Below are 25506 nucleotides of genomic sequence, written 5' to 3'. Positions count from 1 at the left end.
GGATCAGCGCTGCGACTTACGCGTCGCGCTTCTCCTTGATCTTGGCCTTCTTGCCGCGCAGCTCACGCAGGTAATAGAGCTTCGCGCGACGCACGTCACCGCGGGTCACGATCTCGATGTGATCGATGACCGGCGAGTGCACCGGGAAGGTGCGCTCGACGCCCACCTGGAAGCTGACCTTGCGGACCGTGAAGGTCTCGCGGACGCCCTCGCCCGAGCGGCCGATGACGGCGCCCTGGAAGACCTGGATACGCGAGCGCGAGCCCTCGATGATGTTCACGTGCACCTTGACGGTGTCACCGGGGCGGAAGTCGGGGATGTCCGAGCGCAGCGATGCTGCATCGACGACGTCGAGAATGTGGGACATGTTCGTTCGCTCTCTGCGCTCGCCGACAGGTCGCACGCGGTAGAAGAATAGGAAAGTGAGTGCGTGCTCCGGTGATCCGGGCTCCCCTGTGGCAGAGCCGCGCCGGGCACAAGCGATCAGTTTGCCAGATGACGGGGCATTTCACCAAAGCAGGCAGTGCAGCGGACCGGCCACGACACCCGCCGACGGCTAGGCTCGACGGGTGATCGAACTGCGCACCCCCGCCGAGATCGAGCAGATGCGCCCGGCCGGCGCCTTCGTCGCCAGCGTGCTCGAGGCCACCCGCGACGCCGCCGCGGTCGGCGTCAACCTGCTGGAGCTGGATGCGCTCGCGCACGACATGATCCGCGCCGCCGGAGCCGAGAGCTGCTACATCGACTACCACCCGTCGTTCGGCGCCTCGCCCTTCGGCAAGGTCATCTGCACCTCGGTCAACGACGCGGTGCTGCACGGACTCCCCCACGACTACACGCTGCGCGACGGCGACCTGCTGAGCCTCGACTTCGCGGCGAGCGTCGACGGCTGGGTCTCCGACTCCGCCGTGTCGCTCATCGTCGGCACCCCGCGCGAGGAGGACGAGCGCCTCATCCAGGTCACCGCTGAGGCGCTGGACGCGGGCGTCGCCCAGGCGGTCGTCGGCAAGCGCATCGGCGACATCTCGGCCGCGATCGGCGACGTCGCCGCGGATGCGGGCCTCGAGGTCAACCTCGACTTCGGCGGCCACGGCGTCGGCCGGGTGATGCACGGCGACCCGCACGTGCCGAACGACGGTCGCCGCAAGCGCGGTGTGCCGCTGCGCCCGGGACTCGTGTTCGCGATCGAGCCGTGGTTCCTGCACACGACCGACGAGATCTTCACCGACCCCGACGGCTGGACGCTGCGCAGCGCCGACGGATCGCGCGGCGCCCACTGGGAGCACACGGTCGCGATCACCGAAGACGGTCCGATCGTCCTCACCGCGCGCTCGAGCTGACGGTCTGACCGGCTGGGACGCACTCCGGCCCGGACCCGCGTCGCCGCAGCCTCAGTCGACCTCGCGCAGCTCCTCCGGCAGCAGCTCGGGTCGAACTCGCCGCGTGCGCTCGATCTGCTGCTCGCGACGCCACGCGGCGATCTGCGCGTGGTGTCCGCTGAGCAGGATCGGCGGCACCTCGCGGCCGCGCCACTCGGCGGGCTTCGTGTAGCTCGGATACTCGAGCAGGCCATCCTCGTGGCTCTCCTCGGTGAGGCTCTCCGGGTTGCCGACGACGCCGGGGATCAGCCGCCCGACCGCCTCGACGACGGCCATGGTGGCGACCTCGCCGCCGTTGAGCACGTAGTCGCCGAGGCTGAGCTCGATGACCTCCGCGCGACTCGCGGCGTCGTCGATCACGCGCTGGTCGATGCCCTCGTAGCGCCCGCAGGCGAAGACGAGGTGCTCGCGCGTGCTCAGGTCGCGGGCGCGGCGCTGGGTGAAGACCTCGCCGGCCGGGCTCGGGAAGATCACGGTGGATGCGGGCGTCACAACGGAGTCGAGCGCCTGCCCCCAGGGCTCCGGCTTCATGACCATGCCGGCGCCGCCGCCGTAGGGCGTGTCGTCGACGCTGCGGTGCCGGTCGGTCGCGAAGCCGCGCAGGTCGTGCACGCCGAGGTCGAGCAGTCCGCTGGTGCGGGCCTTGCCGAGCAGCGAGACGTCGAGCACGGAGAAGAACTCCGGGAAGATCGTGAAGATGTCGACGCGCACCGGCCCAGCGTAGCCGCGGCGCGACGCCGGGCCGGCGCCGTCGAGCCTTTCGGCCACCTGCACAGTGTCGGCTCAGTCGAGCCGTCGCTCGACTATGCGAAACCACCTCGCGCCCCGCCCGACACCGTGCACCGCGCGATGGGCCGAGATCTGCGGTCCGATTCCTCCACAGGGTGATTGATCCGCGAGTTGTCGACCGATGACGGTTGTCGTTCCGAGCGCGTCTCGATGAGACGACATCCTCGGGCGCGTGACCCGGATACTCAGCTACAGGATGCTCCGTGACGAGGGCGCGACGCGCCACGACATCGAGCGCGCGCTCGCGACGGGCGAGGCGCGTCGTGTTCGGCGAGGGTGGTACGCGGTGGGCATCGTCGATCCTCTCGTCGAGCACGCGGTTGCCTGCGGCGGGACGGTCACCTGCTCGGGAGCTCTGCGCCGACACGGGATCTGGGTGCTCCGTGCATCGGAGCACGTGCGGATCGACGGCCACGCTCGCCAGCACCGTGCGCACCGGACGCGAGTTCACCGTCTCAGCGGTTCTGCGCGCGACGGAGTGGATGACCCGATGACCGCGCTCGTCGTCGCGGCGACCTGCCTGACCCACGAAGAGCTCGTATGCGCGATCGACTCCGCGATGAACCGCGGTGTCATCGGCGAACTTCCACCGTCTCAGCCCGACCGTCGACTCGTCCGAGCGATCGCTGCGCACGACCCGCGCAGCGAGTCAGGCATCGAGACCCTGGCGCGACTCCGCCTGATCGCTGCCGGCATTCGCCCGCGACTGCAGGTCACGATCCACGGCGTCGGTCGAGTGGATCTGCTGATCGGAGATCGGCTCGTCGTCGAACTTGACGGCGACGAATGGCATTCCACCGCGGAAGCTCGAGAACGCGATCGCCGTCGGGACTCTGCTCTCACGGCGCTCGGCTATCTGCGCATCCGCGCCGGCTACCACCGCGTCGTCAGTGAGTGGCCGCAGGTGCTGGCCGAGATCCTCGCGGTCGTCCGCCGCCACGAGCACAAGTGGGGTGCTCGGCGGCGACGAGAGCACAGCGTCGGTTGAGATGCCCGATGACAACGCATGATGTCGCCGTGTACCCCCTGAGCCGACGTCGTGCCCGGAGCTGCCTACTGGGCGTCGGTCTCCGAAGCCTCGGCGTCGTCGGACCCGGCGGGCTCCGCGACGTCGGCCGTGTCGTCAGCAGACGGCTTCTCGGCGCCGCCGGCCGCGGCCGGGCGACGACGCGAGGTGCGGCGCGGCACCGGCGGGCGACGGCTGCCGCCGTCGCCGGATCCCGACTCGCGCTCGGCGGCATCGGCGGCATCCGCGTCGGGGATGTCCTCGAAGAGACCGACCGGCGGGGTCAGCGTGACGATGCCGGCCTCGACGTCGACGCTCGGCACGATCGCCTTGACGAACGGCACGAGCACCTCGCCGGCGTCGGTCGCGACGACGAGCAGATCCTGCGCGGGCAGGTGCTCGACGCGGGCGATCTGGCCGACGGTCTGCCCGTCGCGCACCGCGGAGAGGCCGACGAGCTGGTGGTCGAACCACGCATCCTCTTCGTCGGTGACCTCGTCGAGATCCTGATCGATCCAGAGCACCGCCTTCACGAGCGTCTCGGCCGCGGTGCGGTCGTCGACGCCGACGAAGAAGGCGACGGGGCTGCCGTTGTAGAAGCGCAGCTCAGCCAGCTCGAGCGACTTGCCGTGCCACGACGACGAGGTCGGCACCTGCAGCGCGAAGGTCGCGCCGGGCGTGAAGCGACGATCGGGATCGTCGGTGTACAGCTCGAGCTTGAGGGCGCCCTTGAGGCCGTGGGCCTTCACCAGGCGAGCGACCCGCAGCTGAGTGCGGGGCGTGCGGGGCGGCTTGCGAGGACTCACGCCTCGTCGGTGTCGACCACGTCGACGCGCACGCGGCGGCCGTCGGCGAGCGCCGTGACGAGGGTGCGGAGGGCCTTGGCCGTGCGTCCCGAACGGCCGATCACGCGGCCGAGGTCCTCGGGGTGCACGCGCACCTCGAGGACCTCGCCGCGCGAGGAGTCGATCGAAGCCACGCGGACGTCATCGGGGTGATCGACGATCCCCTTGACGAGGTGTTCCAGCGCGGGTGCGAGCACGTCGATCAGGCCTGGTCGCCGTCGGTCGCGGTCTCGTCGGCAGCGGCCTCCTCGGCCGGCGCCTCATCAGCCGGGGCCTCCGCAGCGGCGGGGGCCTCCTCGGCCTTCTTCTCGGCCTTGGGCTTCAGCACGGTCTTCTTCTTCTCGTCGACCGTGAACTCGACCTTGCCCTCGGGGGCCTTGACGGTGCTGACGGCGTTCTTGTCACCCTTGAAGGTGCCCCAATCGCCGGTCAGCTTGAGGATCGCGAGAACCTGCTCGGTCGGCTGGGCGCCGACGCTGAGCCAGTACTGCGCGCGGTCGCTCTGGACCTCGATGAACGACGGGTTCTCCGTCGGGTGGTACTTGCCGATCTCCTCGATCACACGACCGTCGCGCTTGGTGCGCGAGTCGGCGACGACGATGCGGTAGTACGGCGCGAACTTCTTTCCAAGCCGCTTGAGGCGGATCTTGACAGCCACGTTTCTCCTGAATGGTGAGTGTTGAAAGTCGAACAGCGGCCGTGCTCGTGGGGTGCACGCTCGGACGCGAAGCTCTGAAGGATGCCTCGGGCGCGTCGGATAGAGGGTCGGACGGCCCAGGCTCGACTGCCTATTCTGACAGATCTTGCGGCCGTGCTCCAACCGCGACCGGGAGGAGCAGCTCATCGAGGGCGAACAGCACGCCGTCGACCCACCACGCGTAGTCGTGACCGCCCGCGACGAGGCGCGAGCTGAGCTCGATCCCAGTGTCGCGCGCGATGGCGACGAAGTCGCGGGCGAGGCGGTGCAGGTCGGGTTCCTCGGTTCCGACCTGCACGACGAGCCGACCGGCGAGCGACCGGCCGCGCATCCGCTCGATCAGGTCTCCTGGCCGCTCCGCCGGAGGATGGTCGGCTGCCGCCGCACGGAAGTGGAACGAGCCCGACTGCACGATCCCCGTCCGCGCGACGCGGGGATGCAGCGCGACGAGAGCCGCGGCCGCCAGCCCGCCGTAGCTCTGCCCGGCGACGACGATCTGATCGGGGCGGTGCCGCATCCCGAGCGCGAACGCGATCGCGGGCAGCACCTCGTCGCCGAGCACGCGGGCGATGACGTCGGGATGCGGCAGCTCGGCCGACCGCGCCTCGAGCGAGATCGACGACACGACCGCGACCGCGACCGGCGGGCCGGGACGGGCGGCGAGCAGCGCCGGAACGTCGGCGTCCATCCACGTGTCGCCGTCGAACAGCACCAGGAGCGTGTCGGGCACGGGCCCGGCGACCGGGGTGATGACCCACACCGAGCGCTCACCCCGCGCCCCGGGCACGCGCAGTTCGCGCGTCGCCAGGTCGTGCTCCGGCGCGGCGCCCGCGGCGAGCCGTTCACGAGCGGGGTGCGCCCGCCAGCCCGGCATCCGCAGCAGCGACGACGCCCCGCCGAGCGGGGTTCGGATGCCGTGCGGGTTGCGCGGATCGGGGCGACCCGCACGGTGCACCCGCATCCATCCTTCGCGGGTGGAACCGGCGTCGCCCGGCAGATCCGGGACAGTGGCGAGCCGATACGACGCGGTCAGTCCCTCGGGGAGGAGATAGGCGAGCGCACGCAGTTCACGGCCGGGGATCGGCTGCAGCAGCGCGGGGCGCACGTCGCGGCGGTGCGCGTCGGTGATGCCGTTGAGGTGCACGAGCGCTGGGTCGCCGGTGTCGTCGGCCACGAAGGTCACCTCGCGCAGGCGGACGCCCTCGCGTTCGACGGCCGGCCCGATGACGGGCCACTCCCCCGCATGATGTCCCGCCGCGGCGATCTCGGCGAGCGGCACGCCCGCCCGCAGAGCCCGGAGCGCTGCGCTCTCGATGCGCAGGGGGCCCCGGTCGGCGGCGCGTGGAGTCGCGGCGGCGCGCAGCGCGGTGCCGATCACGACGTCCTCGCGTCAGCGTCCGGACGGTGCCCTGAGCCGGCAACCACCTCCGCGCCGCTGCCGCCGCCGCTGGCGGCACTGCCGCCGCCGCCCGGCAGCGGGATCACGAGCGGCGCACCGGTGACCGGGTCGGCGATCACCCGCACCGGCAGACCGAAGACGCGCTCGACGAGCTCCGCGTCGAGCAGGTCGGCGGGGCGGCCTTCGGCGACGATCTCGCCCGCCGCCATGACCACGAGATGGTCGGCGTAGCGCGCCGCCTGGTTGAGATCGTGCAGCACCGCCACGACCGTGTCGCCGCGCTCGCGGTTGAGTCGTCGGCACAGCTCGAGCACCTCGTACTGGTGGGCGAGGTCGAGGAAGGTGGTGGGCTCGTCGAGCAGCAGCAGTCCGCTCTGCTGCGCCAGGACCATCGCCAGCAGCACGCGCTGCCGCTGCCCGCCCGACAGCTCGCCGACGCCGCGATCGGCGAGCTCGTCGACGCCGGTCGCCGCCATCGCCGCGCGCACGGCGACCTCGTCGTCACGGGACCACTGCCGCAGCAGACGCTGGTGCGCGAAACGGCCGCGCGCGACGAGGTCGAGCACCGAGATGCCGTCGGGGACCTCGACCGACTGGGGCAGCAGAGCGAGACGGCGCGCGACCTCCTTCGTGCGGTAGGAGCGCACGTCGTCGCCGTCGAGCAGCACCGTTCCCGCCGACGGCGCGAGCAGGCGGGCGAGCGAGCGCAGCAGCGTCGACTTGCCGCAGGCGTTCGGCCCGACGATCACGGTCACGCGTCCGTCGGGGATCGCGACGCTGAGCCCCTCGGCGACGACACGCTGGTCGTAGGCGAGCGTCACATCGCGGGCTTCGAGGCGAGTGGATGCGGTGGTCATGTGGTCTCCTCGGGGGCCGTCGGCGGGGGCGCTCATCGGCGCCTCCGACCGAGCAGCCAGATCAGGTAGACGCCGCCGAGCAGCCCGGTCATGAGCCCGACGGGCACCGCGACCGGCAGGGGCAGCGTGGTCGAGAGGACGTCGGCTCCGACCAGCAGCGCCGAGCCGAGCAGCGCCGAGCCGACGATCGACGGGCCGCCGCTGCCGTTCAGCCGCTTCACGATCTGCGGGGCGGCGAGCGCGACGAACGACACCGGCCCCGACGCGGCGACCGCGAGGGCGGCCAGACCGATGCCGACGGCGAGGGTGCCGATGCGCACGGCCTCGACGCGCATCCCCGACTGGGTGGCGACGTCGTCGCCGAGCTCCAGTGCCGAGAGTCCGCGCGCGAGCGCCACCGCGGGCACGACGAGAACCACCACGGCGATCAGCACGGGAAGCGCATGCACCCAGGTGCGGGCGTTGAGCGTCCCCGTGAGCCAGAGCTGTGCGACGATCGCGTTCTCGGCCGCGGACCGGGTCATGAGCAGGTCGTTGAGCGCGCCGAGCAGAGCTCCCGCTCCGATGCCGACGAGCACGAGCCGATATCCGCCCGTCGCGCCGCGGCGGAACGACAGCACGTAGACGAGCGCCGAGGTGACGACCCCGCCGATCACGGCCGCCGCCGCGATGCCCAGCGGAGGGGCGCCCAGCACGAGGATCGCCACGATCGCGCCGCTCGCGGCGCCGGTGAGGAAGCCGACGATGTCGGGCGAGCCGAGCGGGTTGCGCGACAGCGACTGGAACAGGGCGCCGCTGATGCCGAGAGCCGCTCCGACCGCGATGCCGGTCACCAGACGGGGCGCGCGGATCAGCTGCAGCACCCGCACATCCGCCCGCTCGCCGTGCCCGAAGAGTGCGGGCAGCACGTCGCCGAGCTCGATGCGCAGCGTGCCGGTCGTCAGCACGACGGCACCGAGCGGCACGAGCAGCACGGCGATCACGAGCGCCACCACGAGGGCGCGCGGGCGCCAGCGCCACGACAGCGCGTCGCCGGGCGAGCGCCAGGCGCGCCAGGACCGCGACGTCGCGCCGCTCACAGCCGCACTAGCCGGCGACGACGCACGACCGCGATGAACACGGGCGCGCCGATGAGCGCCATGAGGATGGCGGTGCGGGTCTCGGCGGGCGGTGTGACGATGCGCGCCACCACGTCGGCCGCGGTGAGCAGTGCCGCCGCGCCGATCATCGACAGCGGCACGATCCAGCGGTAATCGGGGCCGGCGAGCTGCCGGGCCGCGAGTGGCGCGACGAGGCCGAGGAATCCGATCGGACCGGCTGCGGCGGTCGCGGCGCCGCAGAGGACGATGACGATCACGGCCGACACGATCCACGTGCGACGCAGGTCGGCGCCGAGCGCGCGACCCAGATCAGAGCCCAGTGCCGCGGCGTTGAGCGAGCGGGTGAGCAGCAGCGCGACGAGCAGCGCCGGGATGATGACGGCCGCGGCGGCCGGGACGAGCTCCCAGTCGCGCCCCTGCAGCGAGCCGACGACCCAGAAGCGGAAGTCCTCAAACACGGTGGGGTAGTTGATGAGCAGAGCCTGCGTGTAGGCGCCGAGCACGACGCTCAGCGCAGCGCCCGAGAGCGTGAGGCGCACCGGGTCCGTTCCGCCGCCGAAGGCCCCGCCGAGCGCCGCGACCAGTACTGCGGCGATCGCGGCGCCGGCGAAGGCGAACAGCACGTGGCCGAACGCCCCGACCGTGAAGCCCAGCCCGATGCCGGTCGCCGCCGCCGCGCCGGCCCCCGCGTTGATGCCCAGCAGTCCGGGCTCGGCGAGCGGGTTGCGGGTCAGCGCCTGCATGATCGCCCCGGCGGCGCCGAGCGCGGCGCCCACGAGCATCGCGAGCAACGTGCGGGGCACGCGCAGTTCGCGCACGATCAGCTGTGCGTCGTCGCCGGGATCGAAGGCGGTGAGCGCCTGCCAGGCTGTGCCCGGGTCGATGATGCGCGAGCCGATCAGGATGCCGGCGCAGCCCAGCAGGGCCAGCACCGGCATCCCGATCAGGAGGAGGAGACCTCGTCTCACCCGAACTGCTTCTCGACCGCGTCGACGATCTGCAGACCGCTGTAGTAGTCGATGCGGAACGAGGTGTCGCCGAGCGGGTGCAGCGATCCCGACGCGACGGCGGGGGCGTTCGCCATCACCGGGACGCTCTTCAGGTCGTCGACCTTGGCATCGCCGCCGCTGATCAGGAACACCGTCTCGCCGGTGAGTGCGCCGACCGCGTTCTCGATCGACACGAAGGCGAAGTCCTTCCGGGTCTGCGTGCTGGTGTCGAGGCTGTCGTCGGCGCCGCGGATGTCGAAGCCGAGCGCCGTCAGCAGCTTGCCGTGCGAGCCCTCGGGCTTGGCGAACGCCGTGTCGTTCTCGGTGCCGTTCCAGACGATCGCGTTGGCGGTGCCGGCGGGCACGGTGATGTCGGCGGCGACCTTCGCGACCTTCGCGTCGAAGTCGGCCACCGTCTTCTTCGCCTCGGCCTCGTGGCCGGTCGCCTCGCCGAGCTGCTCGGCGAGCTCCTGCCAGGTGTGCGATCCGTAGTCGAGCACGATCGTCGGCGCGATCGCGCTGAGCTGGTCGTACTGCTCAGCGGTCGAGTCGGCGCCCGACGCCGACACCACGATCAGGTCGGGGGCCGCGGCGATCACGGCCTCCTCGTCGAAGGTCAGGTCGGGGTAGAGCTCGGCGACGTCGCGCTTCTTCGCGACGTCGGCCCACTGCGCGAAGTAGCCGTCGTCATCCGTGATCTCGCTCGGCGTGGTGGTCGCGGTCGCGGTGACGGGCGCATCGATCGCGAGCAGCGTGCCGGTGAGGGTGATCGATGTCGAGACGATGTTCTGCGGCTTCGCCGGGATCTCGGTGCTGCCGTTCTCGTGCTCGATCGTGCGCGGCCACGAGCCGCTGTCGGCGGAGTCGCCGGCGTCGGCGCTGTCGGCTGCGCAGCCGGTCAGCACGAGCGCGGCGGCGGCGGCGAGTGCGACGAGCGCGGTGCGCAGGCGGGGTCGGGCGTGGGTCATGGGTACCTCGGTTCTGTGGGGTGGTGCGGATGCGGGCGCCCACGATCGCGGCACGGCGGGGAGCCGGGGCCGCCGGAGTCGGCGCGGAGGCGGGAAGTGTCCGGTCGGGCAGCTGACGGGCCGGGCGGCGAGATGCCCGGCCCGACGTCAGGACGCGCTCAGTCGTCGTCCTCGACGTGGTGGTCGAGGTTGGCGACGCCGACGCGCCAGTAGCCGTCGATGTCGCGACGGCCGCGGTCGACGCCGGCGTCGCGCAGCGTCCGTCGCAGCGGGGCGATCGTTCCGGCCTCGCCCGCGATCCACCAGAAGGTGTCGGGATGCGCGGGATCGAGCTGCGTCACGGCGGCGGCGAGCGCGTGTGCTCGCTCGTGCTGAGGCGCACCGACGACCTGGATCCGGCGACGCTGACCGAGCGGCGGGGACGGCAGCTCGGGCACGTCGTCGGCGCTCGCGACGACGACGACCGCGTGCACCTCGGCATCGGCGAGCGGTGCGGCGAGCCAGCGGGCGAGCGCCGGGATCGCCGTCTCGTCCGCGATCAGGACGTAACGGGCGTGCCCGTCGGGGTAGACGTGCGAGCCGCGGGGCCCGAGCACGCCGATCTCGTCGCCGGGTCGCGCAGCGATCGCCCAGCGCCCGGCCGGACCGTGGTCGTGCCGCACGAAGTCGATCGTGAGCGTCCCTGCGGCGGGATCGGCGTCGCGAACGGTGTAGTCGCGGAAGATGGCGCGCGTGCGGTCGAGATGAGCCGGTCGGTCATCGACGACCTCGGGCAGGTGCAGCTCGCCCTGCGCGTCCGGGAAGAACAGCTTGACGTGGTCGACGGGCGCGAACGGCGCGAGGGTCGTCTCATCCACCGTCTCGCCGGCCAGCACGACCCGCACCAGGCTCGCGCTGATGTCGCGGACGTCGACGACGGTCAGCACGCGGCGGCGCAGCGGCCGGGTCACGGTGCGGATGCCGGTGGGGCTCGGCGCGAGGTCGAGGGCCGACAGCGAGGTCGAGGGCAGGGTCACAGAGCATCTCCCGGGGTCGAGATCAGGTTAGGCTCGCCTAAGAACTCGGAGCTCGGCTGTCTGGACGCGACCCTCCGCTGACTGGACGAAACTCGGCCGACGACGCCCAGAGACCGACGGACGAACCGCGCCGACGAGGCGGAGGAGGCAGGATGCTGGCGACGACGCTCACGGTGCACGACGGCGACGAGCTGACCTGGGTCGCGAGCGGCAGCAGCGCGATCCGCATCGACGGCGTCACCTGGAGCGTCGACACCGACACCGCGCTCTGGATCCCGGCCGGGGTCGAGCACGAGGTGCTCCCCCGCGAGGACAGCCTCGTGTTCCCCATCCCGATCGGGATCGTCGAGGCGCCCGACCTGATGCGCCGCACCGCCCCCGTGCGTCGTACGGCCGAGCTCGACCGGCTCTGCCGCGAGCTGCTGCAGCCCGGCCTCAGCGAGCACCGCGACCCCGAGCCGGTGCGGGAGCAGGTGCGCGAGCTGCTTCCGAGCCTGATCACGGCAGCGGCGGCGCTGTGCCTGCCGCACGACGACCGCGCCCGTCAGGTCGCCGAGGCGCTGCTGACCGAGCCGCATTCCGCGCGCAGCCTCGAGGAGTGGGCGGCACTGGTGCACACGAGCGCCAAGACGCTGCAGCGCAGCTTCCGCGCCGAGACCGGGATGACCTTCCCGCAGTGGCGCAGTGCGGCGCGGCTGAGCGCGGCGCTGCCGCTGCTCGAGCGCGGGGTGCCGGTCACGAGCGTCGCCGCCCGCGTCGGCTACTCCGCGCCGACCGCGTTCATCGACGCGTTCCGGCGTCGCTACGGGCACTCGCCCGCGCGGCACCGGCGTCGCGTGCTGCGCTGAGCGACGCGGCGGAGATGGCCGCGCGAGCCCGGGATCAACGCCCGGGCGACGCCTCGGAGACCGGCGCCTGCTCGGACACGACGACCGCGGGTCGGGAGCGGCGACGGCTGAGGGCCACGCCGGCGAGGCAGACGACCCCGCCGACGAGCGCGAGCGGAGCCGGCACCTCGCCGAACGCGGCCCAGCCGAGCAGCACCGCGATCGGCGGAACCACATAGGTGCTGATGCCGAGCCGGCTCGCCGGAACGCGGCCGAGCGCATACGCCCAGGTCGTGAAGGCGAGCGCCGTCGGCACGACGCCGAGGTAGACGATGCCCAGCACGACGGGGCTCAGCGAGTGCGGGGTGTCGTGAGCCACCCGGCCGAGATCGCCGACCAGCTGCGGTGCGAAGGGCGTGGTGACCACCGCGCCGATGAGCGCGCCGAACAGGGTCACCTGGATGCCGGGCAGCCGGCGCAGTGTCGGCTTCTGCGTGAGCACACCGGCGGCGTAGGTGACGGCCGCGACCAGGCACCACAGCATCCCGCCGAGGTCGCCGAAATGGGCGCCGCTCGCGACACCGATCAGCACGATGCCGGCGAAGGCGACCACGAAGCCGATCGCGAGCCAGCGCGAGATGCCCTCGTGGAAGATCAGCCCGCCGCCGAGCGCGATGAGGATGGGGCCGACGTTGACGATCATCGCGGTCGTGCCGGCGTCGAGCGTGGTCTCGGCGGTGTTGAGCGCGACGTTGTAGAGGCCGAACCAGAGCACGCCGTAGCCGAGCAGCAGCATCCACTCGCGCGCCGTCGGCGTCACCCAGCGACGGGAGATCGCGAACAGCACGATGAGCGCGAGCGCGCCGACGATGAGCCGGCCGAAGGCGAGGCCGCCCGGCGCGAGGTGCGGGGCGACTCCGCGGATGACCAGGAAGGCGCTCGCCCAGGCGAGCACCGTGAACACGATCGCCCCGGCGAGCAGCAGGGTCTCTCGGCGCGACGGCGGCGTCGCGGAGGACGACGGGATACCCGACGGTGCGGGGACGTTCTGCGTGCTCACAGCAGAACGCTAGGGCGAACCGACGACATCCGAAGACACGAATCCGCCATGCCACCGCGCGCGCCTGCCAGACTCGGGCGCATGGGCCTCAGCTTCGCCGGATCGCCGCGCTCGAGCGTCGGCATCGAGTGGGAGCTGCAGTGCGTCGACAGCGCAACGGGCGACCTCTCCCCCGCCGCCCCGCAGATCCTCGCCGACCTCGCGAGCGACGACAGCGCATTCCCGCACGCGACCGGCGAGTTCCTGACGAACACGGTCGAGCTGGTCAGCGCGCCCCACGACCGGGTGGCGGATGCCGTGGCCGATCTCGCTCGCGAGTCGCGCGCCGCCGCCGACGCCGCCCGCGGCCACGGCGTCGACCTCATGTGCGCCGGCACGCATCCCTTCGCCCTCTGGCAGCACCAGGAGGTCACGCCCGACAAGGAGCGTTACCAGACGCTGCTCGACCGCACGCAGTACTGGGGACGCCAGCTGCTGATCTGGGGCGTGCACATGCACGTCGGCATCGACCGGCGCGAGCGCGTCCTGCCGATCCTCAACTCGCTGCTGACCTACTACCCGCACTTCCAGGCGCTGTCGGCGTCCAGCCCGTTCTGGACCGGCATCGACACCGGCTACGCCTCGAACCGCGCGCTCATGTTCCAGCAGCTGCCGACCGCCGGCCTGCCGCCGCAGCTCGGCGCCTGGGAGGAGTATGAGCGCATCGTCGACGACCTGCTTCACGTCGGGGTGATCGACCACTTCTCCGAGCTGCGCTGGGATCTGCGTCCCTCGCCGAAGTGGGGCACGATCGAGATCCGCTTCTGCGACGGACTGTCGACGCTGCGCGAGGTCGGCGCGCTGACCGCGTTGGCGCAGTGCCTCATCGAGGAGGCCGAGCAGACGCTCGATGCGGGCGGCGAGGTCGACAACATGCAGCCCTGGTTCGTGCGCGAGAACAAGTGGCGCGGCGCCCGCTACGGGCTGGACGCGATCGTGATCGTCAACCGCGCCGGCGACGAGCGTCTGGTCACCGAGCATCTCGCCGAGACCCTCGAACGGCTGAAGCCGATCGCCGAGCGGCTCGACTGCGCCGGGGAGCTCGCGGACGTGCAGCTCATCCTCGACCGCGGTGCCAGCTACCAGCGCCAGCGGCGCATCGCCGAGGCGCACGGCGGCGACACCCGCGCGGTCGTCGCGGGACTGGCCGCCGAGTTCGCGACCGGCGAGCCCTCGACGATCTGACGAGGTCGGCGCCGCGCGCCGTCGCGAACCCGCGAGGGTCAGCCGTTGATCTCGTCGCGCCAGCGGATCCAGTCGCGCACCTGCTCGAGCGGGTAGTCGGGGCCGCTGAGGCCGATCGTGAAGAGCGTGACGCCGGTCGCGTGCAGCTCGTCAGCGAGCTTGAGGTCCTTCTGGCGCTGCTCGTTCGAGAGCTCGATCTCAGTGAAATCGCGGTTCTCCTTCTCGCACCAGTCCTTGAGCACCGAGATCTTGTGCTTCAGCGTCTCCGGGTCGGCGAAGCTGTGCCAGATGTCGGCGTGCTTGGCGACGAGCCGCAGCGTCTTGCGCTCCCCGCCGCCGCCGATCAGCACCGGGATCTCGCGCGTCGGGGCCGGATTGAGCTTCGCCCATCGGGCCTCGATGCGCGGCAGCGATTCGCCGAGCGCGTCGAGGCGCGAGCCGACCGTGCCGAACTCGTAGCCGTAGGCGTCGTAGTCCTTCTCGAACCACCCCGAGCCGGTGCCGAAGATGAAGCGGCCGGTGCCGCCCTTCGCACTGATGTGATCGATCGTGCGGGCCATGTCGGCCTGCAGGTCGGCGTTGCGATACGAGTTGCAGTTGACGAGGGCGCCGAGCTCGACGCGCTCGGTCTGCTCGGCGATGGCGGCGAGCATCGTCCACGACTCGTAGTGCAGCCCCTCGGGCTCGCCGCTGAGCGGGAAGAAGTGGTCCCAGTTGAAGACGACGTCGACGCCGAGGTCTTCGAGAGCGCGCACGGTGTCGCGGATGTCGGTGTAGAGCGCGTGCTGCGGCTGAACCTGCACGCCGATGCGGACGGGGCGGTTGGTGGTCATGCGCTCACGCTAGCGAGGGGATGCGGCACGCCGCTGGGCGGTGCCGCATCCCCTCGGATGCTCTGGCGCGCTGGCCCGGATCAGGCGGTGACGATGTGCATGAGCGTCACGATCGGGCCGGAGAACTTGTCGCCGAAGCCGGCGGCGAGCGGGTTGCTGGTGTCGCCCTTGGCGATGATCCAGCTCTCCTTGTCCTTCGTGTAGAAGCCGCCCTTCTCGTCGGCGGTGAGCGAGGTGAACCCGGCGGCCTCGACGGCGGCGGTGATCTGCGCGGCCTTGTCGGCGTCGCCCGGCACGAAGGCCATGACGGTGTCGCCCTGGCCCGCGGTCGTGGCCTTGACGACGAGCACGCAGGCGTCGGCGAGCAGGGCCGCGTCGCCCGGGAACGCGAGGTCGGCGACGGTGCCCTCCGAGGCGTCCATGGTGGTGTTCTGCTTGAGCGCGGCGGTGATGCTGGCGGGGCAGCCGCCCTTCGCGCTGTCGTCCGCGGCGGGCGAGGCGTCATCCTTCGACGACGAGTCGGACTTCGACGAGCTGTCGCCGCCGATTCCCGGGAGCGAGCATCCGGCGAGGCCGATGGCCGCGGCGAGGAGGACGGGGACGAGGAGGAGACGCGTGGAGCTGCGCACGGAAGGGCTCGCTTTCGAGGCGGAGGGATGCGGTGAGTCGCCGGATGAGCACCCGGCTCCGTGAGACTAACTCAGCACGACCACCCGCAGATCCAGGTCACCCCGGATCTCCGGCTCCTCGTCCATCGCGCCCGTCGCGCACCGGCGCGCGGTGGACGAGCGGTGTCAGCGGTTCAGGAACTTGCCCAGCGCCGCCAGCTCCTCCTCGCTCGGCTGGCCCGAGCCGGCTCCGGAACCCGCGCCCCCGCCGAGGCCGAAGCCCGAGCCGCCGGCGTTCGAGCCGCCGACCGGCTTGCCCTCGGCGATCGCGCGGTTCTCGGCGGCGCGCTTGGCGGGGTTGCCGCTCTTCGAGCCGCCCTTCTTCTTCGCCTGCGCTGCCGCCTTCTTCGCCGCGGCGCGGCCGCCGCCCATGCCGGGCACCGGTCCCATGCCCGGAACCTGCGGCATCCCGCCCTTGGCGACGGTCTTCATCATCTTCGACGCCTGCTCGAAGCGCTGCATCAGCGAGTTGACCTCGGTCACCGTGGTGCCCGATCCCTTCGCGATGCGCAGGCGGCGCGAGCCGTTGAGCAGCTTCGGCTGGCTGCGCTCCTGCATCGTCATCGACTGGATGATCGCCTCGGTGCGGGTGATCTCCTTCTCGTCGAAGTTGTCGAGCTGCTCGCGCATGCCGCGGGCGCCGGGCAGCATGCTCAGCATCCCCTTGATGGAGCCCATGTTCTTGAGCTGCTGCATCTGCTTGAGGAAGTCGTCGAGCGTGAAGCTGTCGGTCGCGAACTTCTCGGCGACCTTGCGCGCCTCCTCCTCGTCGAAAGCCTCCTGGGCCTGCTCGATGAGGCTGAGGATGTCACCGAGGTCGAGGATGCGGCTCGCCATGCGGTCGGGGTAGAACGGCTCGAAGTCGTCGAGGTTCTCGCCCGTGGAGGCGAACATGATGGGGCGGCCGGTCACGCTGGCGACCGAGAGAGCGGCACCACCGCGGGCGTCGCCATCGAGCTTCGAGAGCACGACGCCGGTGAAGTCGACGCCTTCCTGGAAGGCGCGGGCGGTCGTGACCGCGTCCTGGCCGATCATCGCGTCGATGACGAAGAGCACCTCGTCGGGGTCGACGGCCTTGCGGATGTCGGAGGCCTGCTTCATCAGCTCGGCGTCGATGCCGAGGCGGCCGGCGGTGTCGACGATGACGGTGTCGAACTGCTTGCGCTTCGCCTCGGCGACGCCGTCGCGGGCGACGCGCACCGGGTCGCCGACGCCGTTGCCCGGTTCGGGCGCCCAGACCGGGACGCCGGCCTGCTCGCCGACGACCTGCAGCTGGGTGACCGCGTTGGGGCGCTGGAGGTCGCTCGCCACGAGCAGCGGCGTGTGCCCCTCCTTCTTGAGGTGCTTCGCGAGCTTGCCGGCGAGGGTCGTCTTTCCGGCGCCCTGGAGGCCGGCGAGCATGATGACGGTCGGCGGCTGCTTCGCGAACTCGAGGCGGCGCTGCTGCCCGCCGAGCACCGCGATGAGCTCTTCGTTGACGATCTGGACGACCTGCTGGGCCGGGTTGAGCGCCTTGTTGACCTCGTCGCTGAGGGCGCGCTCGCGCACGGTGCTGGTGAACTGCTTCACGACCTCGAGGGCGACGTCGGCGTCGAGCAGCGCCCGGCGGATCTCGCGCACGGTGCCGTCGACGTCGGCGGGCGTGAGCTTGCCCTTGGTGCGGAGGTTGCGGAAGGTCGCGGTGAGGCGATCGGAGAGTGAGGCGAAAGCGGCCATGGTCCGGCGATTCTACGCGGGAGTGATCAGACGGGCTCGCCAGAGGACGCCGACCGGAGCCGCCCTAGGCTGACGACATGGCGCTCATCCTGCCGTTCGACGGCGACTTCCCCGAGATCCACCCGACCGCGTTCATCGCCCCGAACGCCACGATCATCGGCCGCGTGCGCATCGCCGCGGAGGCGAGCGTCTGGTATGGCACAGTGCTGCGCGGCGACCTCGAATGGATCGACCTCGGCGAGGGCAGCAACATCCAGGACAACTCGGTCGTGCACACCGACCTCGGCAACCCGACCGTGATCGGCGCGGGCGTCGGCATCGGCCACGCGGCGATCATCCACGGCACGACGATCGGCGACGGCGCCCTGGTCGGCATGGGCTCGCGGCTGCTGAGCGGTTCGAAGCTCGGCGCGCGCGCCCTGCTGGCCGCCGGCGCGGTGCTGCTCGAGGGGCACGAGGTGCCCGACGGTCACATCGCGGCGGGCGTTCCGGCGAAGGTGCGCGGCGAGATCACCGACGAAGGGATGCGCGACCGCATCGCCCGCAATGCGGTGCAGTACCGGGAGCTCGCGCGCGCGCACCGCGGGCTCGAGCCGCGCGAGGCCTGACACGGCGGATGCCCCGCCCCGCGTGAGCGGGACGGGGCGTCCGTGTGCTGGGTCGGGATCCGCGTCAGGCGCGGGCCGGGGTGAGGGTGCGGCGCTGACGACGCGACCGCACGACGCCGCCGAGGGCGGCATCCACCGCGAAGCGTCCGGGTCCGGCGACCGCGATCGCGGCGCCGACGACGGCCAGCACGAGCACGTACTCGAAGCCGCCGTCCTGCGCGAAGAAACCCGAGCCGGCGTGCACGAGGCCCCAGGCGACGATCATGTCGACGGCGAGCAGGGCGCCGAGGATGCGACTGGCGAGACCGAGGATCAGCAGGGCTCCCCCGCCGATCTCGAGGGCGATGATCGCGGGCGCGGCGATCTCGGGAAGCGGCACGCCCATCTGGCCGAAGCCCTGGGCGGTTCCGGCGATTCCGCCCTGGGCCAGCTTCTGCAGACCGTGGGCGATGAAGACCACGCCGAGGACGACGCGGAGCAGCAGCAGGGCGATCGAGGTGGGTGCTCTCATGCCCTCGACGCTGACACTCCATGCGCGCGCATGGACCCGCCGCGGGAGGCTTCGCCGCTCCCTCCCGGGCCCTTGCCAGCCCCGGGTGGGCGTTTCGCCCCACCCACTGTACCCCGTTCGGGGGTGGGCCGAGTCTGCCTCGCAGGCGGATCACGCCGCGTGACAGGGCCCGGGGTGGACAGATCGGTCGGCAGGATGCGCGACACGAGGGCTGACACCGAGGTCGCGTGCGGTGTGCGGTGCCTATGATCCGATGCCGGCTGCGGGTTCTCGAGCCGGTTCGATCACGCGAACGGACCACCGCAGTGCCCCACGACGACCTCGATCGCCTCGCCTGGATCATGCGCACGAGCGATGCGGCCGAGTCGCGACGCCGAGCTGATCCGGCCGCTGAGGCGGCGGAGCGCGCCCGCGACCGGCGCCGCCGGCGGCGCAGCACGATCGCTGCGATCGTGACGGTCGTGGTGATCGCGGCGCTGGCGGGCGGCTACGTCTTCGCGACGCTCACCGCGCCCGTCGGGATGCCGTCGGGCACCGCGAAGGCGCCGGTCGTCGACTCCTCCCCCGCCGTCGCGTTCCCGACTCCGGCGGGCGAGTTCGCGGTGAGCGTCGCGGGCGCTGACGAGTTCCTCGGCGCCGGCGCCTCGGGCATCCTGACGGCGTCGGGCGGCGACGCGGCCAAGCCGATGGCCAGCATCAGCAAGCTCGTGACCGCGCTCGTCGTGCTCGACCGCAAGCCGCTCGGCGACGGCGGCACCGGGCCCACGATCACCTTCGACAAGGCCGCTCACGACCTCTACGACAAGTACTACGTGCTGAACGCGACGATCGCGGCGATGCCCGAGGGCACGCGGATGAGCGAGCGCGACGCGATCGCGACGATGCTCGTCGCCTCCGCTTCGAACTACGCCGAGGCGGTGTCGACCTGGGCCTTCGGCTCGCAGCCGGCGTTCGTGTCGGCGGCGCGCAGCTGGCTGAAGAAGCACGGCCTCACCAGCACGACCTTCGCCGAGCCGACCGGACTCGACTCGCGCAACACGAGCACCCCCGCCGATCTGCTCGCACTCGGCAAGCTCGTGATGGCCGATCCCGCGCTCGCGCAGATCGTCGGGCTGCACAGCCTCGAGGTCGCCGGGCTTCCGACGCTCTCGACGACGAATCCGGCGCTCGGCATCGACGGGGTGAACGGCATCAAGACCGGCACGCTCGACGACGTCGGAGTGAATCTGCTGTTCTCCGCGAACGTGAAGGTCGCGGGCATCGACGCCCCGCTGCAGGTCGTCGGCGTGATCCTCGGCAGCGGCCGCGAACAGATCGTCACGGATGTGCGCGCCTGGCTCGACGCCCTGCGGGCCGGGTTCAGCGACACGATCGTCGGCGAGGTCGGCACGGAGGTCGGCACCTACCGCACCGCGTGGGGTTCGACGGCGACGATGACTCTCGGCGACACCGCGCGACTGGTGACCTGGTCGGACGCGAAGGTCACCGCGAAGATGACGACGACCGCACTGAAGACAGGCCGCGACGGCGAGCGGATCGGCACCGTCGTCTACACGGCGGGTTCGCGGTCGGCGAGCGTGCCGGTCGTGCTCAAGGGGACGATCACGAAGCCGACGACCGAGTGGCGGCTGACACATCCGGCCGAGGTGCTGCGCTGGTAGGCCGGCGGCAGTCGGCCTCGGCGCACGGCTGACGGCGCACGGCTGGCATTGCGGCTCGGCTCCTAGGGTCGCTGGCATGACGCGCATCCTCGGCGACACCGGACCCGCCATCCTGCTGCTCCCCGGCGGCGCCGAAGCCGTCGAGGGCTTCTTCCCGGGACTGCCCGAGGCGCTCGCCACCCACGGGTTCCGGGTGATCCTGCACGACCGGCCCGGTTCCGGTTCGTCGACCGAGCCGGCATCGCTCGCCGGGCTGAGCGACGCCCTGCACGCGACGATCGCCGGCCTCGGCGTCGGCCCCGTCGTCGCGATCGGGCAGAGTCTCGGGGCCGCCGCGGCGCTGCTGCTCGCCCGCGACCATCCCGCCGACGTGGCAGGGCTCGTGCTGCTCGACGCCTCGCCGATCACCGACCCGCCGCTCGCCCTGCAGCTCGAGAAGACCGCCGCCGCCGGGGTGCGGCTGCAGCGCGTCCCCGTGCTCGGAAGCCTGCTGCGCGCACTGCTGCGTTCGACGACCGCGCGCTCGGCGCGGCGCCACGGGATGGCCGCACCCGAGCGGGCGGCCGCGCTGAAGATGACCGACGCCGACTTCGTCCAGCTCGGTCGGGCGGTCGTCGGATTCGCCGAGGAGGCGCTGAGCTTCGACCCGACGCGGCTGCCGCGCGTGCCGGCCGCCGTGGTGACAGCCGATCGCCGGCCCGACCACCCGATCCACCGCGCGCACGCCCGGGTGGCGACCGCGCTCGACGCGCCGCTCATCAGCTGGCCGGGGGCCGAGCACATGGTGCACCTGACGCATTCGAGCGAGGTGCTCGAGGTCATCCTCGAGGTGCTGACGCGGGTGCGGGAGCGCGCCTGAGCCCGCTCCCGCGCTGAGCCCGCGCTGATGCCGGCTCAGGCCTCGGGGATGACCCGGTCGAACAGGTCGGTGCGGGCGCTGTCGGGATCGGGGCCGCTGCGACGGCCGGTGTCGAGCGCGTCGATCGTGGCCAGCTCGTCGGCCGAGAGCGCGAAGTCGAACACCGCGAGGTTCTCGGCGATGCGCGCCGGGTTGGTCGACTTCGGGATCACCGAGCGTCCCTGTTGCATCCCCCAGCGCAGCATGACCTGAGCCGGGCTCTTGCCGTGCGCCGCCGCGATCTCGGCGATCGTCGGGTCGGCGAGAACGCTGCGCCGGTCGTCGCCCCAGGGGCCCGGGTAGAACGTGATGCCGCCGATCGGCGACCAGGCCTGGGTGAGGATGCCGTGGCGCGCATCCGCCGCCTGCACCTCCGGCTGGGCGAAGTAGGGGTGCAGCTCGACCTGGTTGAGCTGCGGGACGACATCCACCTCGGCGAGCAGCCGGTCGAGGTGCTGCGGCATGAAGTTGCTCACCCCGATCGCGCGCACGGCGCCGTCGGCGAGCAGCTGCTGCAGGACCAGGTACGCGGCGACCGTGCGGTCGAAGCCGGCGGGCGCGGGCTGGTGCAGGATCAGCACGTCGATGCGGTCGACGCCGAGCTTCGCCGCCGCCTTGTCGAAGGCGTGCCGGGTCTCGTCGCGCCCGTAGTCGCTCGGCCAGACCTTCGTCTCGATGATGATGTCGTCGCGCGCGACGCCCGAGGCGCGGATGCCCTCGCCCACCTCACGCTCGTTCGCGTACGCCGCAGCCGTGTCGACGTGGCGGTAGCCGAGCTCGAGCGCGGTGGCGACCGCGGCACTGGTCTCGGCGGGCGGGCTCTGGAACACGCCGAGCCCGATCGGGGGCAGCGTGACGCCGTTGTTGAGGATGAGGTCGTCGATCGTCGTGGTCGGCATCGGGGACTCCTGTCGTGTGGTCTTCGGCATCCAGTGCACTCTCTCGCAGCGCACGGCGGGAGGGCCGGTCGTTCGGGGTATCGCCAGCACCCCCTTCGGCGCCGCGGCGCGGACTAGCGTGACGGCATGGACCTGCGCGGCGAGATCTCCGAGTTCCTGCGGTCGCGGCGCTCACGGATCACGCCCGAGAGCGCGGGACTCAGCGCCGGCGGCAACCGGCGGGTTCCCGGACTGCGGCGCGAGGAGGTCGCGGTGCTCGCGGCGATCTCGGTCGACTGGTACGTGCGCATCGAGCGCGGCAATCTCTCCGGCGTCTCCGACGAGGTGCTGCACGCCCTCGCCGACGCCCTGCAGCTCGACGACGCCGAGCGGCAGCACCTGTTCGATCTCGCGCGCGCCTCCGCCGGACCGGGTCGACGCGGCGCCGCAGGTAGTCGGTTCGCGACGACGACGACCGTGAGCGCCGGCCTGATCGCGATGCTCGAGTCGATGACCGGGATGCCGGCCTGGGTGCGCAACCACCGCTTCGAGGTGCTCGCCGCGAATCCCCTCGCCCGTGCGCTCTACAGCCCGCTGTTCGGCAGCGAGATCGCGCAGGGCAACAATGCGCTCTTCACGTTCCTCGATCCGCTCGCGCGCGAGTTCTTCGTCGACTGGGAGCGCAACGCCGACGACATCGTGGCGGTGCTGCGCGGGTATGCCGGCGCGCATCCGGACGACCGCGAGCTGTCGACGTTGATCGGCCAGCTCGCGACGCAGAGCCCGGAGTTCTCGCACCGCTGGGCCGCGCACGACGTGAAGCACCACCGCACGGGGCGCAAGCTCCTGCATCACCCGATCGTCGGCGACCTCGAACTCGGCTTCGAGGCGCTGACCGTGCCCGCGGATGCGTCGTTGCATGTCTTCGTGTACCACCCGCTCGACGCGTCGAGCCGCGAGGCGCTGCAGCTGCTGGCCAGCTGGGACGCGACCGAGCGCGCCGAAGGAGACGAGCGCGCCGAAGACTCGGAGCGTGCCGGGGACGCCGACGGTGCCGAGGTCAGTCCGCCGGCCCGGTGAACTGACTCAGCGTGAACTCGGCGCCCCAGGGGTCGCGGATGCGCGCGGTCGCCGCCCAGACGCCCTCGGCCCGGGCGAGCACGAGGCCGCCGAGCCGTTCGGCCTCGGCCGCGCTCGCGTCACGATCGGCGACCGAGAAGGTCACGTGCCAGTTCGGGCTCTCGCCGTCGGCCGCCTCCACTGCCCCGCCGATGACGTCGGCGAAGCCCGGAGGGGCGTCTGCCTGCCGCACGCGGATGTCGGGATCGACCGTCGACTCGAGGTGGTCGCCGTAGCCCGGAACGCCGATCATCGCGCCGGCATCCGGGCCCATGTCAGTGACGGTCCAGCCGAAGAGGTCGCGATAGAAGCCGAGAGCGGCAGCGACGTCGGGGACGTGGAGGTCGCTGAAGTTCCAGCTGCCGGGGGTGTTGTTGATCTGCGAGCCGATCCGCCGGCGCGCCTGCCAGAGCCGGAACACGGCGCCCGAGGGGTCGCGCACGGTCGCGTAGCGCCCGCCCGGTCCGGCATCCTGCGGCGGCTCGAGCAGGGCTCCGCCGAGCTCCTCGGCGCGGGCGGCCATCGCGTCGACGTCGTCGACCGCGATGTAGGTCACCCACTCGGCGGAGGCGCCGCCGGTCGCGGCATCGGCCAGCGGCGCGATCGCGGCCGCATCCTTGCCGTTCCGCTGCGCGATCAGGTAGCTGCCGGGCGCGCCCGGCGGCATCGCCTCGTGGAAGCTCCAGCCGAGCAGCTCGCCGTAGAAGCGGCTCGCCGCCGGCGGATCCGGCTGGGCGGTGTCGATCCAGCAGGGCACGCCCTGCGGATAGGTGTGCGGGTTCGTCGCGGTTCCCTCGGCCATGCCCGCAGGCTAGGCCGGGCCGCCGACACGGGCGCAGGCTCGGAGCCGGATGTCAGCCGACGAGCTGCTGAGCGAACACGTGCGGCGTGAATCCGGTCAGGTCGCCGATGCCCTCGCCCTGGCCGATGAGCTTGATCGGGATGCCCGTCTTCTCCTGCACGGCGAGCACGAAGCCGCCCTTCGCCGAGCCGTCGAGCTTGGTGAGCACGAGCCCGGTGACCCCGGCGTGCTCGATGAACGCCTCCGCCTGGGCGAGTCCGTTCTGACCGGTGGTCGCATCCAGCACGAGCAGCACCTCGCTGATCGGCGCCTGCTTCTCGATCACGCGGCGCACCTTCGACAGCTCGTCCATGAGGCCGCTCTTGGTCTGCAGGCGGCCGGCGGTGTCGACGAGCACCATCTCGATGCCCTGGTTCTTCGCGAGCTCGATGGTCTGGAAGGCGACGGATGCCGGGTCCTGCCCCGCCTGCTGCGGACGCACGACGGTCGCCCCGGCGCGCTCGGCCCAGGTGGCGAGCTGCTCGACGGCGGCGGCGCGGAAGGTGTCGGCCGCGCCGACGACGACGGTGCGGCCGTTGTTGACGAGGAAGCGGGCGAACTTGCCGATCGTGGTCGTCTTGCCGACGCCGTTGACACCGACCACGAGCACCACCGCGGGGCGCTCGCTGAGCTTGAGGGTCGGGTCGAGGCGGGCGAGACGCTCTTCGATGGTCTCGCACAGCATCCGCTGCAGGTCCTTCGGATCGGTCGTGCGGTAGCGGTCGACCTTCGCGCGCAGCTCGTCGACGATCTGCTCGGTCAGGTCGGGGCCGAAGTCGGCGCCGATCAGGGCGTCCTCGAGGTCCTCCCACGTGGAGTCGTCGATCGTGCGCTTGGCGAACATGCCGCGCAGTGCGCCGCCGAGGGACCAGGAAGCCATGCGCCCAGCCTAGGCCGCGGGGCCGGGCGGGCCCGCCGTGGCTGGGGACTGACGTGCCGCGTAGCGTGGGCGCATGACATCCGACGAGGCCCGTGCCGCGCGACGGGTCGGCACGGCGCCGCTGCCGCGCCGCGTCACGCAGGTCGTGGATGCGGCCGAGCGGCAGTCGGGGCAGTCGGAGGACGCGCTCGCCGCGATCCGTACGCTGCATCGCGGGCTCGGTCTACGCCGTGTGCTGCTCGGCGCTCTCGCGCTCGCGACCGCCGTCCTCGGGCTGCTGGTCGGGCTCGAGGGCGTCGTCGACGGAGGCGACTCGGGGGCGCTGACCGGCGGGATCATCGCCCAGCTCGTCGGCGCCCTGCTCATGGTGCTCGTCGGCTGGTCGAACGCGCGCATGATCCGCGCCCTCGGATGGTGGATGCGGCTGCACGGCTCGCTGCGCGGGCTCGGCGCCGACGACCCCGACGCCGCGCGGCTCTTCGCCTTCGAGCCCTTCGTGTTCTGGCGCGGCGTCGGCGCCGCGCTCTGCCTCGTGCTCGGGCTGACCGGTGCGGCGAGCGCCGCCGTCATCGTGCGCGACCTGCACTCCGGGCTCGCGTTCGCGATCTTCGGCGTCACGCTGCTCGTGGCGGGGGTGCTGCAGTTCCGGGCGCTGAGCCGGATCGTCGCCGCGCGCCTCGCGCTCGGCCGTCGCGGCTGAGGCTCGCGAAGAGCGAGGTGCGACGCTCCCGGGCGCT

Annotated in this window: 28 protein-coding genes; 9 read left to right on the top strand and 19 right to left on the bottom strand. The window is 72.0% G+C overall.

The features are described 5' to 3' along the window. Positions 1 to 16: 16 nt before the first annotated feature. Positions 17 to 367: a 50S ribosomal protein L19 gene (gene rplS / locus BJ979_RS08175; protein ID WP_141162791.1), complete on the bottom strand. Its 351-nt coding sequence runs from the start codon at positions 365 to 367 to the stop codon at positions 17 to 19. Positions 368 to 569: 202 nt separating this feature from the next. Between rplS and map the strand changes: the two genes are divergently transcribed. Beyond that, on the top strand, positions 570 to 1340 hold the full coding sequence (gene map, locus BJ979_RS08170) for a type I methionyl aminopeptidase (protein ID WP_179566899.1): 771 nt from the start codon (positions 570 to 572) through the stop codon (positions 1338 to 1340). Positions 1341 to 1391: 51 nt separating this feature from the next. Here map and trmD read toward each other — a convergent pair whose 3' ends face one another. After that, positions 1392 to 2090, bottom strand: a complete 699-nt coding sequence (trmD, locus tag BJ979_RS08165) for a tRNA (guanosine(37)-N1)-methyltransferase TrmD (protein ID WP_179570152.1) — start codon at positions 2088 to 2090, stop codon at positions 1392 to 1394. Between the two features lie 250 nt (positions 2091 to 2340). Here trmD and BJ979_RS18130 point away from each other — a divergent pair, with 250 nt between their 5' ends. Then, positions 2341 to 3156, top strand: coding sequence for a DUF559 domain-containing protein (locus tag BJ979_RS18130; RefSeq protein WP_179566897.1), 816 nt, complete (start codon positions 2341 to 2343; stop codon positions 3154 to 3156). 65 nt (positions 3157 to 3221) lie between these two features. Here BJ979_RS18130 and rimM read toward each other — a convergent pair whose 3' ends face one another. From rimM to BJ979_RS08115, 9 genes are all read right to left on the bottom strand, one after another. Then, positions 3222 to 3980, bottom strand: a complete 759-nt coding sequence (rimM, locus tag BJ979_RS08155; RefSeq protein ID WP_425502467.1) for a ribosome maturation factor RimM — start codon at positions 3978 to 3980, stop codon at positions 3222 to 3224. Further along, on the bottom strand, positions 3977 to 4216 hold the full coding sequence (locus tag BJ979_RS08150) for an RNA-binding protein (protein ID WP_141162788.1): 240 nt from the start codon (positions 4214 to 4216) through the stop codon (positions 3977 to 3979). Before BJ979_RS08150 ends, rimM begins: the two co-directional genes overlap by 4 nt. A gap of 5 nt (positions 4217 to 4221) precedes the next feature. Further along, the gene (gene rpsP, locus BJ979_RS08145) at positions 4222 to 4677 is read right to left on the bottom strand and encodes a 30S ribosomal protein S16 (protein ID WP_179566895.1); all 456 of its coding nucleotides are present in this window, start codon (positions 4675 to 4677) and stop codon (positions 4222 to 4224) included. A gap of 130 nt (positions 4678 to 4807) precedes the next feature. Beyond that, positions 4808 to 6094: an enterochelin esterase domain-containing protein gene (locus BJ979_RS08140; protein ID WP_179566893.1), complete on the bottom strand. Its 1287-nt coding sequence runs from the start codon at positions 6092 to 6094 to the stop codon at positions 4808 to 4810. After that, positions 6091 to 7008 carry an ABC transporter ATP-binding protein gene (locus BJ979_RS08135; protein WP_218853467.1) on the bottom strand — a complete coding sequence of 306 codons (918 nt, stop codon included), beginning with the start codon at positions 7006 to 7008 and terminating at the stop codon, positions 6091 to 6093. Before BJ979_RS08135 ends, BJ979_RS08140 begins: the two co-directional genes overlap by 4 nt. After that, on the bottom strand, positions 7005 to 8051 hold the full coding sequence (locus tag BJ979_RS08130; protein WP_179566891.1) for a FecCD family ABC transporter permease: 1047 nt from the start codon (positions 8049 to 8051) through the stop codon (positions 7005 to 7007). Before BJ979_RS08130 ends, BJ979_RS08135 begins: the two co-directional genes overlap by 4 nt. Continuing rightward, positions 8048 to 9040, bottom strand: a complete 993-nt coding sequence (locus tag BJ979_RS08125) for an iron chelate uptake ABC transporter family permease subunit (RefSeq protein WP_218853466.1) — start codon at positions 9038 to 9040, stop codon at positions 8048 to 8050. Before BJ979_RS08125 ends, BJ979_RS08130 begins: the two co-directional genes overlap by 4 nt. Next, positions 9037 to 10029 (bottom strand): Fe2+-enterobactin ABC transporter substrate-binding protein, encoded by a 993-nt coding sequence (fepB, locus tag BJ979_RS08120; protein WP_179566889.1) that lies wholly within the window; start codon positions 10027 to 10029, stop codon positions 9037 to 9039. Before fepB ends, BJ979_RS08125 begins: the two co-directional genes overlap by 4 nt. Before the next feature lie 158 nt (positions 10030 to 10187). Next, positions 10188 to 11045 carry a siderophore-interacting protein gene (locus tag BJ979_RS08115; RefSeq protein WP_179566887.1) on the bottom strand — a complete coding sequence of 286 codons (858 nt, stop codon included), beginning with the start codon at positions 11043 to 11045 and terminating at the stop codon, positions 10188 to 10190. A gap of 152 nt (positions 11046 to 11197) precedes the next feature. Between BJ979_RS08115 and BJ979_RS08110 the strand changes: the two genes are divergently transcribed. Further along, a complete protein-coding gene (locus tag BJ979_RS08110) occupies positions 11198 to 11893 on the top strand; it encodes an AraC family transcriptional regulator (protein WP_179566885.1) in 696 nt (231 codons plus the stop codon). Between the two features lie 34 nt (positions 11894 to 11927). Here the strand turns inward: BJ979_RS08110 and BJ979_RS08105 are convergent, their stop codons facing one another. Beyond that, positions 11928 to 12932, bottom strand: a complete 1005-nt coding sequence (locus BJ979_RS08105) for a DMT family transporter (protein ID WP_343046643.1) — start codon at positions 12930 to 12932, stop codon at positions 11928 to 11930. Positions 12933 to 13013: 81 nt separating this feature from the next. On the opposite strand from BJ979_RS08105, the gene BJ979_RS08100 reads away from it, so the two are divergent. Continuing rightward, entirely contained in the window at positions 13014 to 14156 is a 1143-nt protein-coding gene (locus BJ979_RS08100) for a glutamate--cysteine ligase (protein WP_179566883.1), read from the top strand. A 38-nt stretch (positions 14157 to 14194) separates the two neighbouring features. Here BJ979_RS08100 and BJ979_RS08095 read toward each other — a convergent pair whose 3' ends face one another. From BJ979_RS08095 to ffh, 3 genes are all read right to left on the bottom strand, one after another. Then, positions 14195 to 14989: an LLM class F420-dependent oxidoreductase gene (locus tag BJ979_RS08095; protein ID WP_179566881.1), complete on the bottom strand. Its 795-nt coding sequence runs from the start codon at positions 14987 to 14989 to the stop codon at positions 14195 to 14197. Between the two features lie 80 nt (positions 14990 to 15069). Continuing rightward, on the bottom strand, positions 15070 to 15618 hold the full coding sequence (locus BJ979_RS08090; RefSeq protein ID WP_179566879.1) for a hypothetical protein: 549 nt from the start codon (positions 15616 to 15618) through the stop codon (positions 15070 to 15072). Between the two features lie 165 nt (positions 15619 to 15783). Then, on the bottom strand, positions 15784 to 17373 hold the full coding sequence (gene ffh, locus BJ979_RS08085) for a signal recognition particle protein (RefSeq protein ID WP_179566877.1): 1590 nt from the start codon (positions 17371 to 17373) through the stop codon (positions 15784 to 15786). A gap of 77 nt (positions 17374 to 17450) precedes the next feature. Between ffh and BJ979_RS08080 the strand changes: the two genes are divergently transcribed. Next, positions 17451 to 17981 (top strand): gamma carbonic anhydrase family protein, encoded by a 531-nt coding sequence (locus BJ979_RS08080; protein WP_179566875.1) that lies wholly within the window; start codon positions 17451 to 17453, stop codon positions 17979 to 17981. A gap of 64 nt (positions 17982 to 18045) precedes the next feature. Here the strand turns inward: BJ979_RS08080 and BJ979_RS08075 are convergent, their stop codons facing one another. After that, positions 18046 to 18492, bottom strand: coding sequence for a DoxX family protein (locus BJ979_RS08075; protein WP_179566873.1), 447 nt, complete (start codon positions 18490 to 18492; stop codon positions 18046 to 18048). Positions 18493 to 18797: 305 nt separating this feature from the next. Here BJ979_RS08075 and BJ979_RS08070 point away from each other — a divergent pair, with 305 nt between their 5' ends. Then, complete coding sequence (locus BJ979_RS08070) at positions 18798 to 20153, top strand: D-alanyl-D-alanine carboxypeptidase family protein (protein WP_343046642.1); 1356 nt, start codon at positions 18798 to 18800, stop codon at positions 20151 to 20153. Positions 20154 to 20229: 76 nt separating this feature from the next. Beyond that, entirely contained in the window at positions 20230 to 21012 is a 783-nt protein-coding gene (locus tag BJ979_RS08065) for an alpha/beta fold hydrolase (protein WP_179566871.1), read from the top strand. A 35-nt stretch (positions 21013 to 21047) separates the two neighbouring features. On the opposite strand, the gene BJ979_RS08060 is transcribed toward BJ979_RS08065, so the two are convergent. Beyond that, positions 21048 to 21950 (bottom strand): aldo/keto reductase, encoded by a 903-nt coding sequence (locus BJ979_RS08060; protein WP_179566869.1) that lies wholly within the window; start codon positions 21948 to 21950, stop codon positions 21048 to 21050. A gap of 126 nt (positions 21951 to 22076) precedes the next feature. Here BJ979_RS08060 and BJ979_RS08055 point away from each other — a divergent pair, with 126 nt between their 5' ends. Further along, positions 22077 to 23009: a helix-turn-helix transcriptional regulator gene (locus BJ979_RS08055; protein WP_179566867.1), complete on the top strand. Its 933-nt coding sequence runs from the start codon at positions 22077 to 22079 to the stop codon at positions 23007 to 23009. On the opposite strand, the gene BJ979_RS08050 is transcribed toward BJ979_RS08055, so the two are convergent. Continuing rightward, a complete protein-coding gene (locus BJ979_RS08050; RefSeq protein WP_179566865.1) occupies positions 22990 to 23850 on the bottom strand; it encodes a VOC family protein in 861 nt (286 codons plus the stop codon). The genes BJ979_RS08055 and BJ979_RS08050 overlap by 20 nt on opposite strands. Positions 23851 to 23902: 52 nt before the next feature. After that, complete coding sequence (gene ftsY / locus BJ979_RS08045) at positions 23903 to 24769, bottom strand: signal recognition particle-docking protein FtsY (RefSeq protein WP_179566863.1); 867 nt, start codon at positions 24767 to 24769, stop codon at positions 23903 to 23905. 73 nt (positions 24770 to 24842) lie between these two features. Between ftsY and BJ979_RS08040 the strand changes: the two genes are divergently transcribed. After that, on the top strand, positions 24843 to 25469 hold the full coding sequence (locus BJ979_RS08040; protein ID WP_179566861.1) for a hypothetical protein: 627 nt from the start codon (positions 24843 to 24845) through the stop codon (positions 25467 to 25469). Positions 25470 to 25506 lie beyond the last annotated feature (37 nt).

This window comes from Schumannella luteola (genome assembly GCF_013408685.1).
In the GTDB taxonomy this organism is placed as follows: Bacteria; Actinomycetota; Actinomycetes; order Actinomycetales; family Microbacteriaceae; genus Schumannella; species Schumannella luteola.
This window is presented reverse-complemented; position numbering and strand designations above follow the sequence as displayed.

Coding starts and splice junctions, on each gene's coding strand:
- BJ979_RS08095 (WP_179566881.1), bottom strand. CDS start 14,989: ATGACCACCAACCGCCCCGTCCGCATCGGCGTGCAGGTTCAGCCGCAG.
- BJ979_RS08110 (WP_179566885.1), top strand. CDS start 11,198: ATGCTGGCGACGACGCTCACGGTGCACGACGGCGACGAGCTGACCTGG.
- BJ979_RS08065 (WP_179566871.1), top strand. CDS start 20,230: ATGACGCGCATCCTCGGCGACACCGGACCCGCCATCCTGCTGCTCCCC.
- BJ979_RS08135 (WP_218853467.1), bottom strand. CDS start 7,008: ATGAGCGCCCCCGCCGACGGCCCCCGAGGAGACCACATGACCACCGCA.
- BJ979_RS08040 (WP_179566861.1), top strand. CDS start 24,843: ATGACATCCGACGAGGCCCGTGCCGCGCGACGGGTCGGCACGGCGCCG.
- ffh (WP_179566877.1), bottom strand. CDS start 17,373: ATGGCCGCTTTCGCCTCACTCTCCGATCGCCTCACCGCGACCTTCCGC.
- BJ979_RS08080 (WP_179566875.1), top strand. CDS start 17,451: ATGGCGCTCATCCTGCCGTTCGACGGCGACTTCCCCGAGATCCACCCG.
- rplS (WP_141162791.1), bottom strand. CDS start 367: ATGTCCCACATTCTCGACGTCGTCGATGCAGCATCGCTGCGCTCGGAC.
- ftsY (WP_179566863.1), bottom strand. CDS start 24,769: ATGGCTTCCTGGTCCCTCGGCGGCGCACTGCGCGGCATGTTCGCCAAG.
- BJ979_RS08050 (WP_179566865.1), bottom strand. CDS start 23,850: ATGGCCGAGGGAACCGCGACGAACCCGCACACCTATCCGCAGGGCGTG.
- BJ979_RS08055 (WP_179566867.1), top strand. CDS start 22,077: ATGGACCTGCGCGGCGAGATCTCCGAGTTCCTGCGGTCGCGGCGCTCA.
- BJ979_RS08100 (WP_179566883.1), top strand. CDS start 13,014: ATGGGCCTCAGCTTCGCCGGATCGCCGCGCTCGAGCGTCGGCATCGAG.
- BJ979_RS08060 (WP_179566869.1), bottom strand. CDS start 21,950: ATGCCGACCACGACGATCGACGACCTCATCCTCAACAACGGCGTCACG.
- BJ979_RS08075 (WP_179566873.1), bottom strand. CDS start 18,492: ATGAGAGCACCCACCTCGATCGCCCTGCTGCTGCTCCGCGTCGTCCTC.
- fepB (WP_179566889.1), bottom strand. CDS start 10,029: ATGACCCACGCCCGACCCCGCCTGCGCACCGCGCTCGTCGCACTCGCC.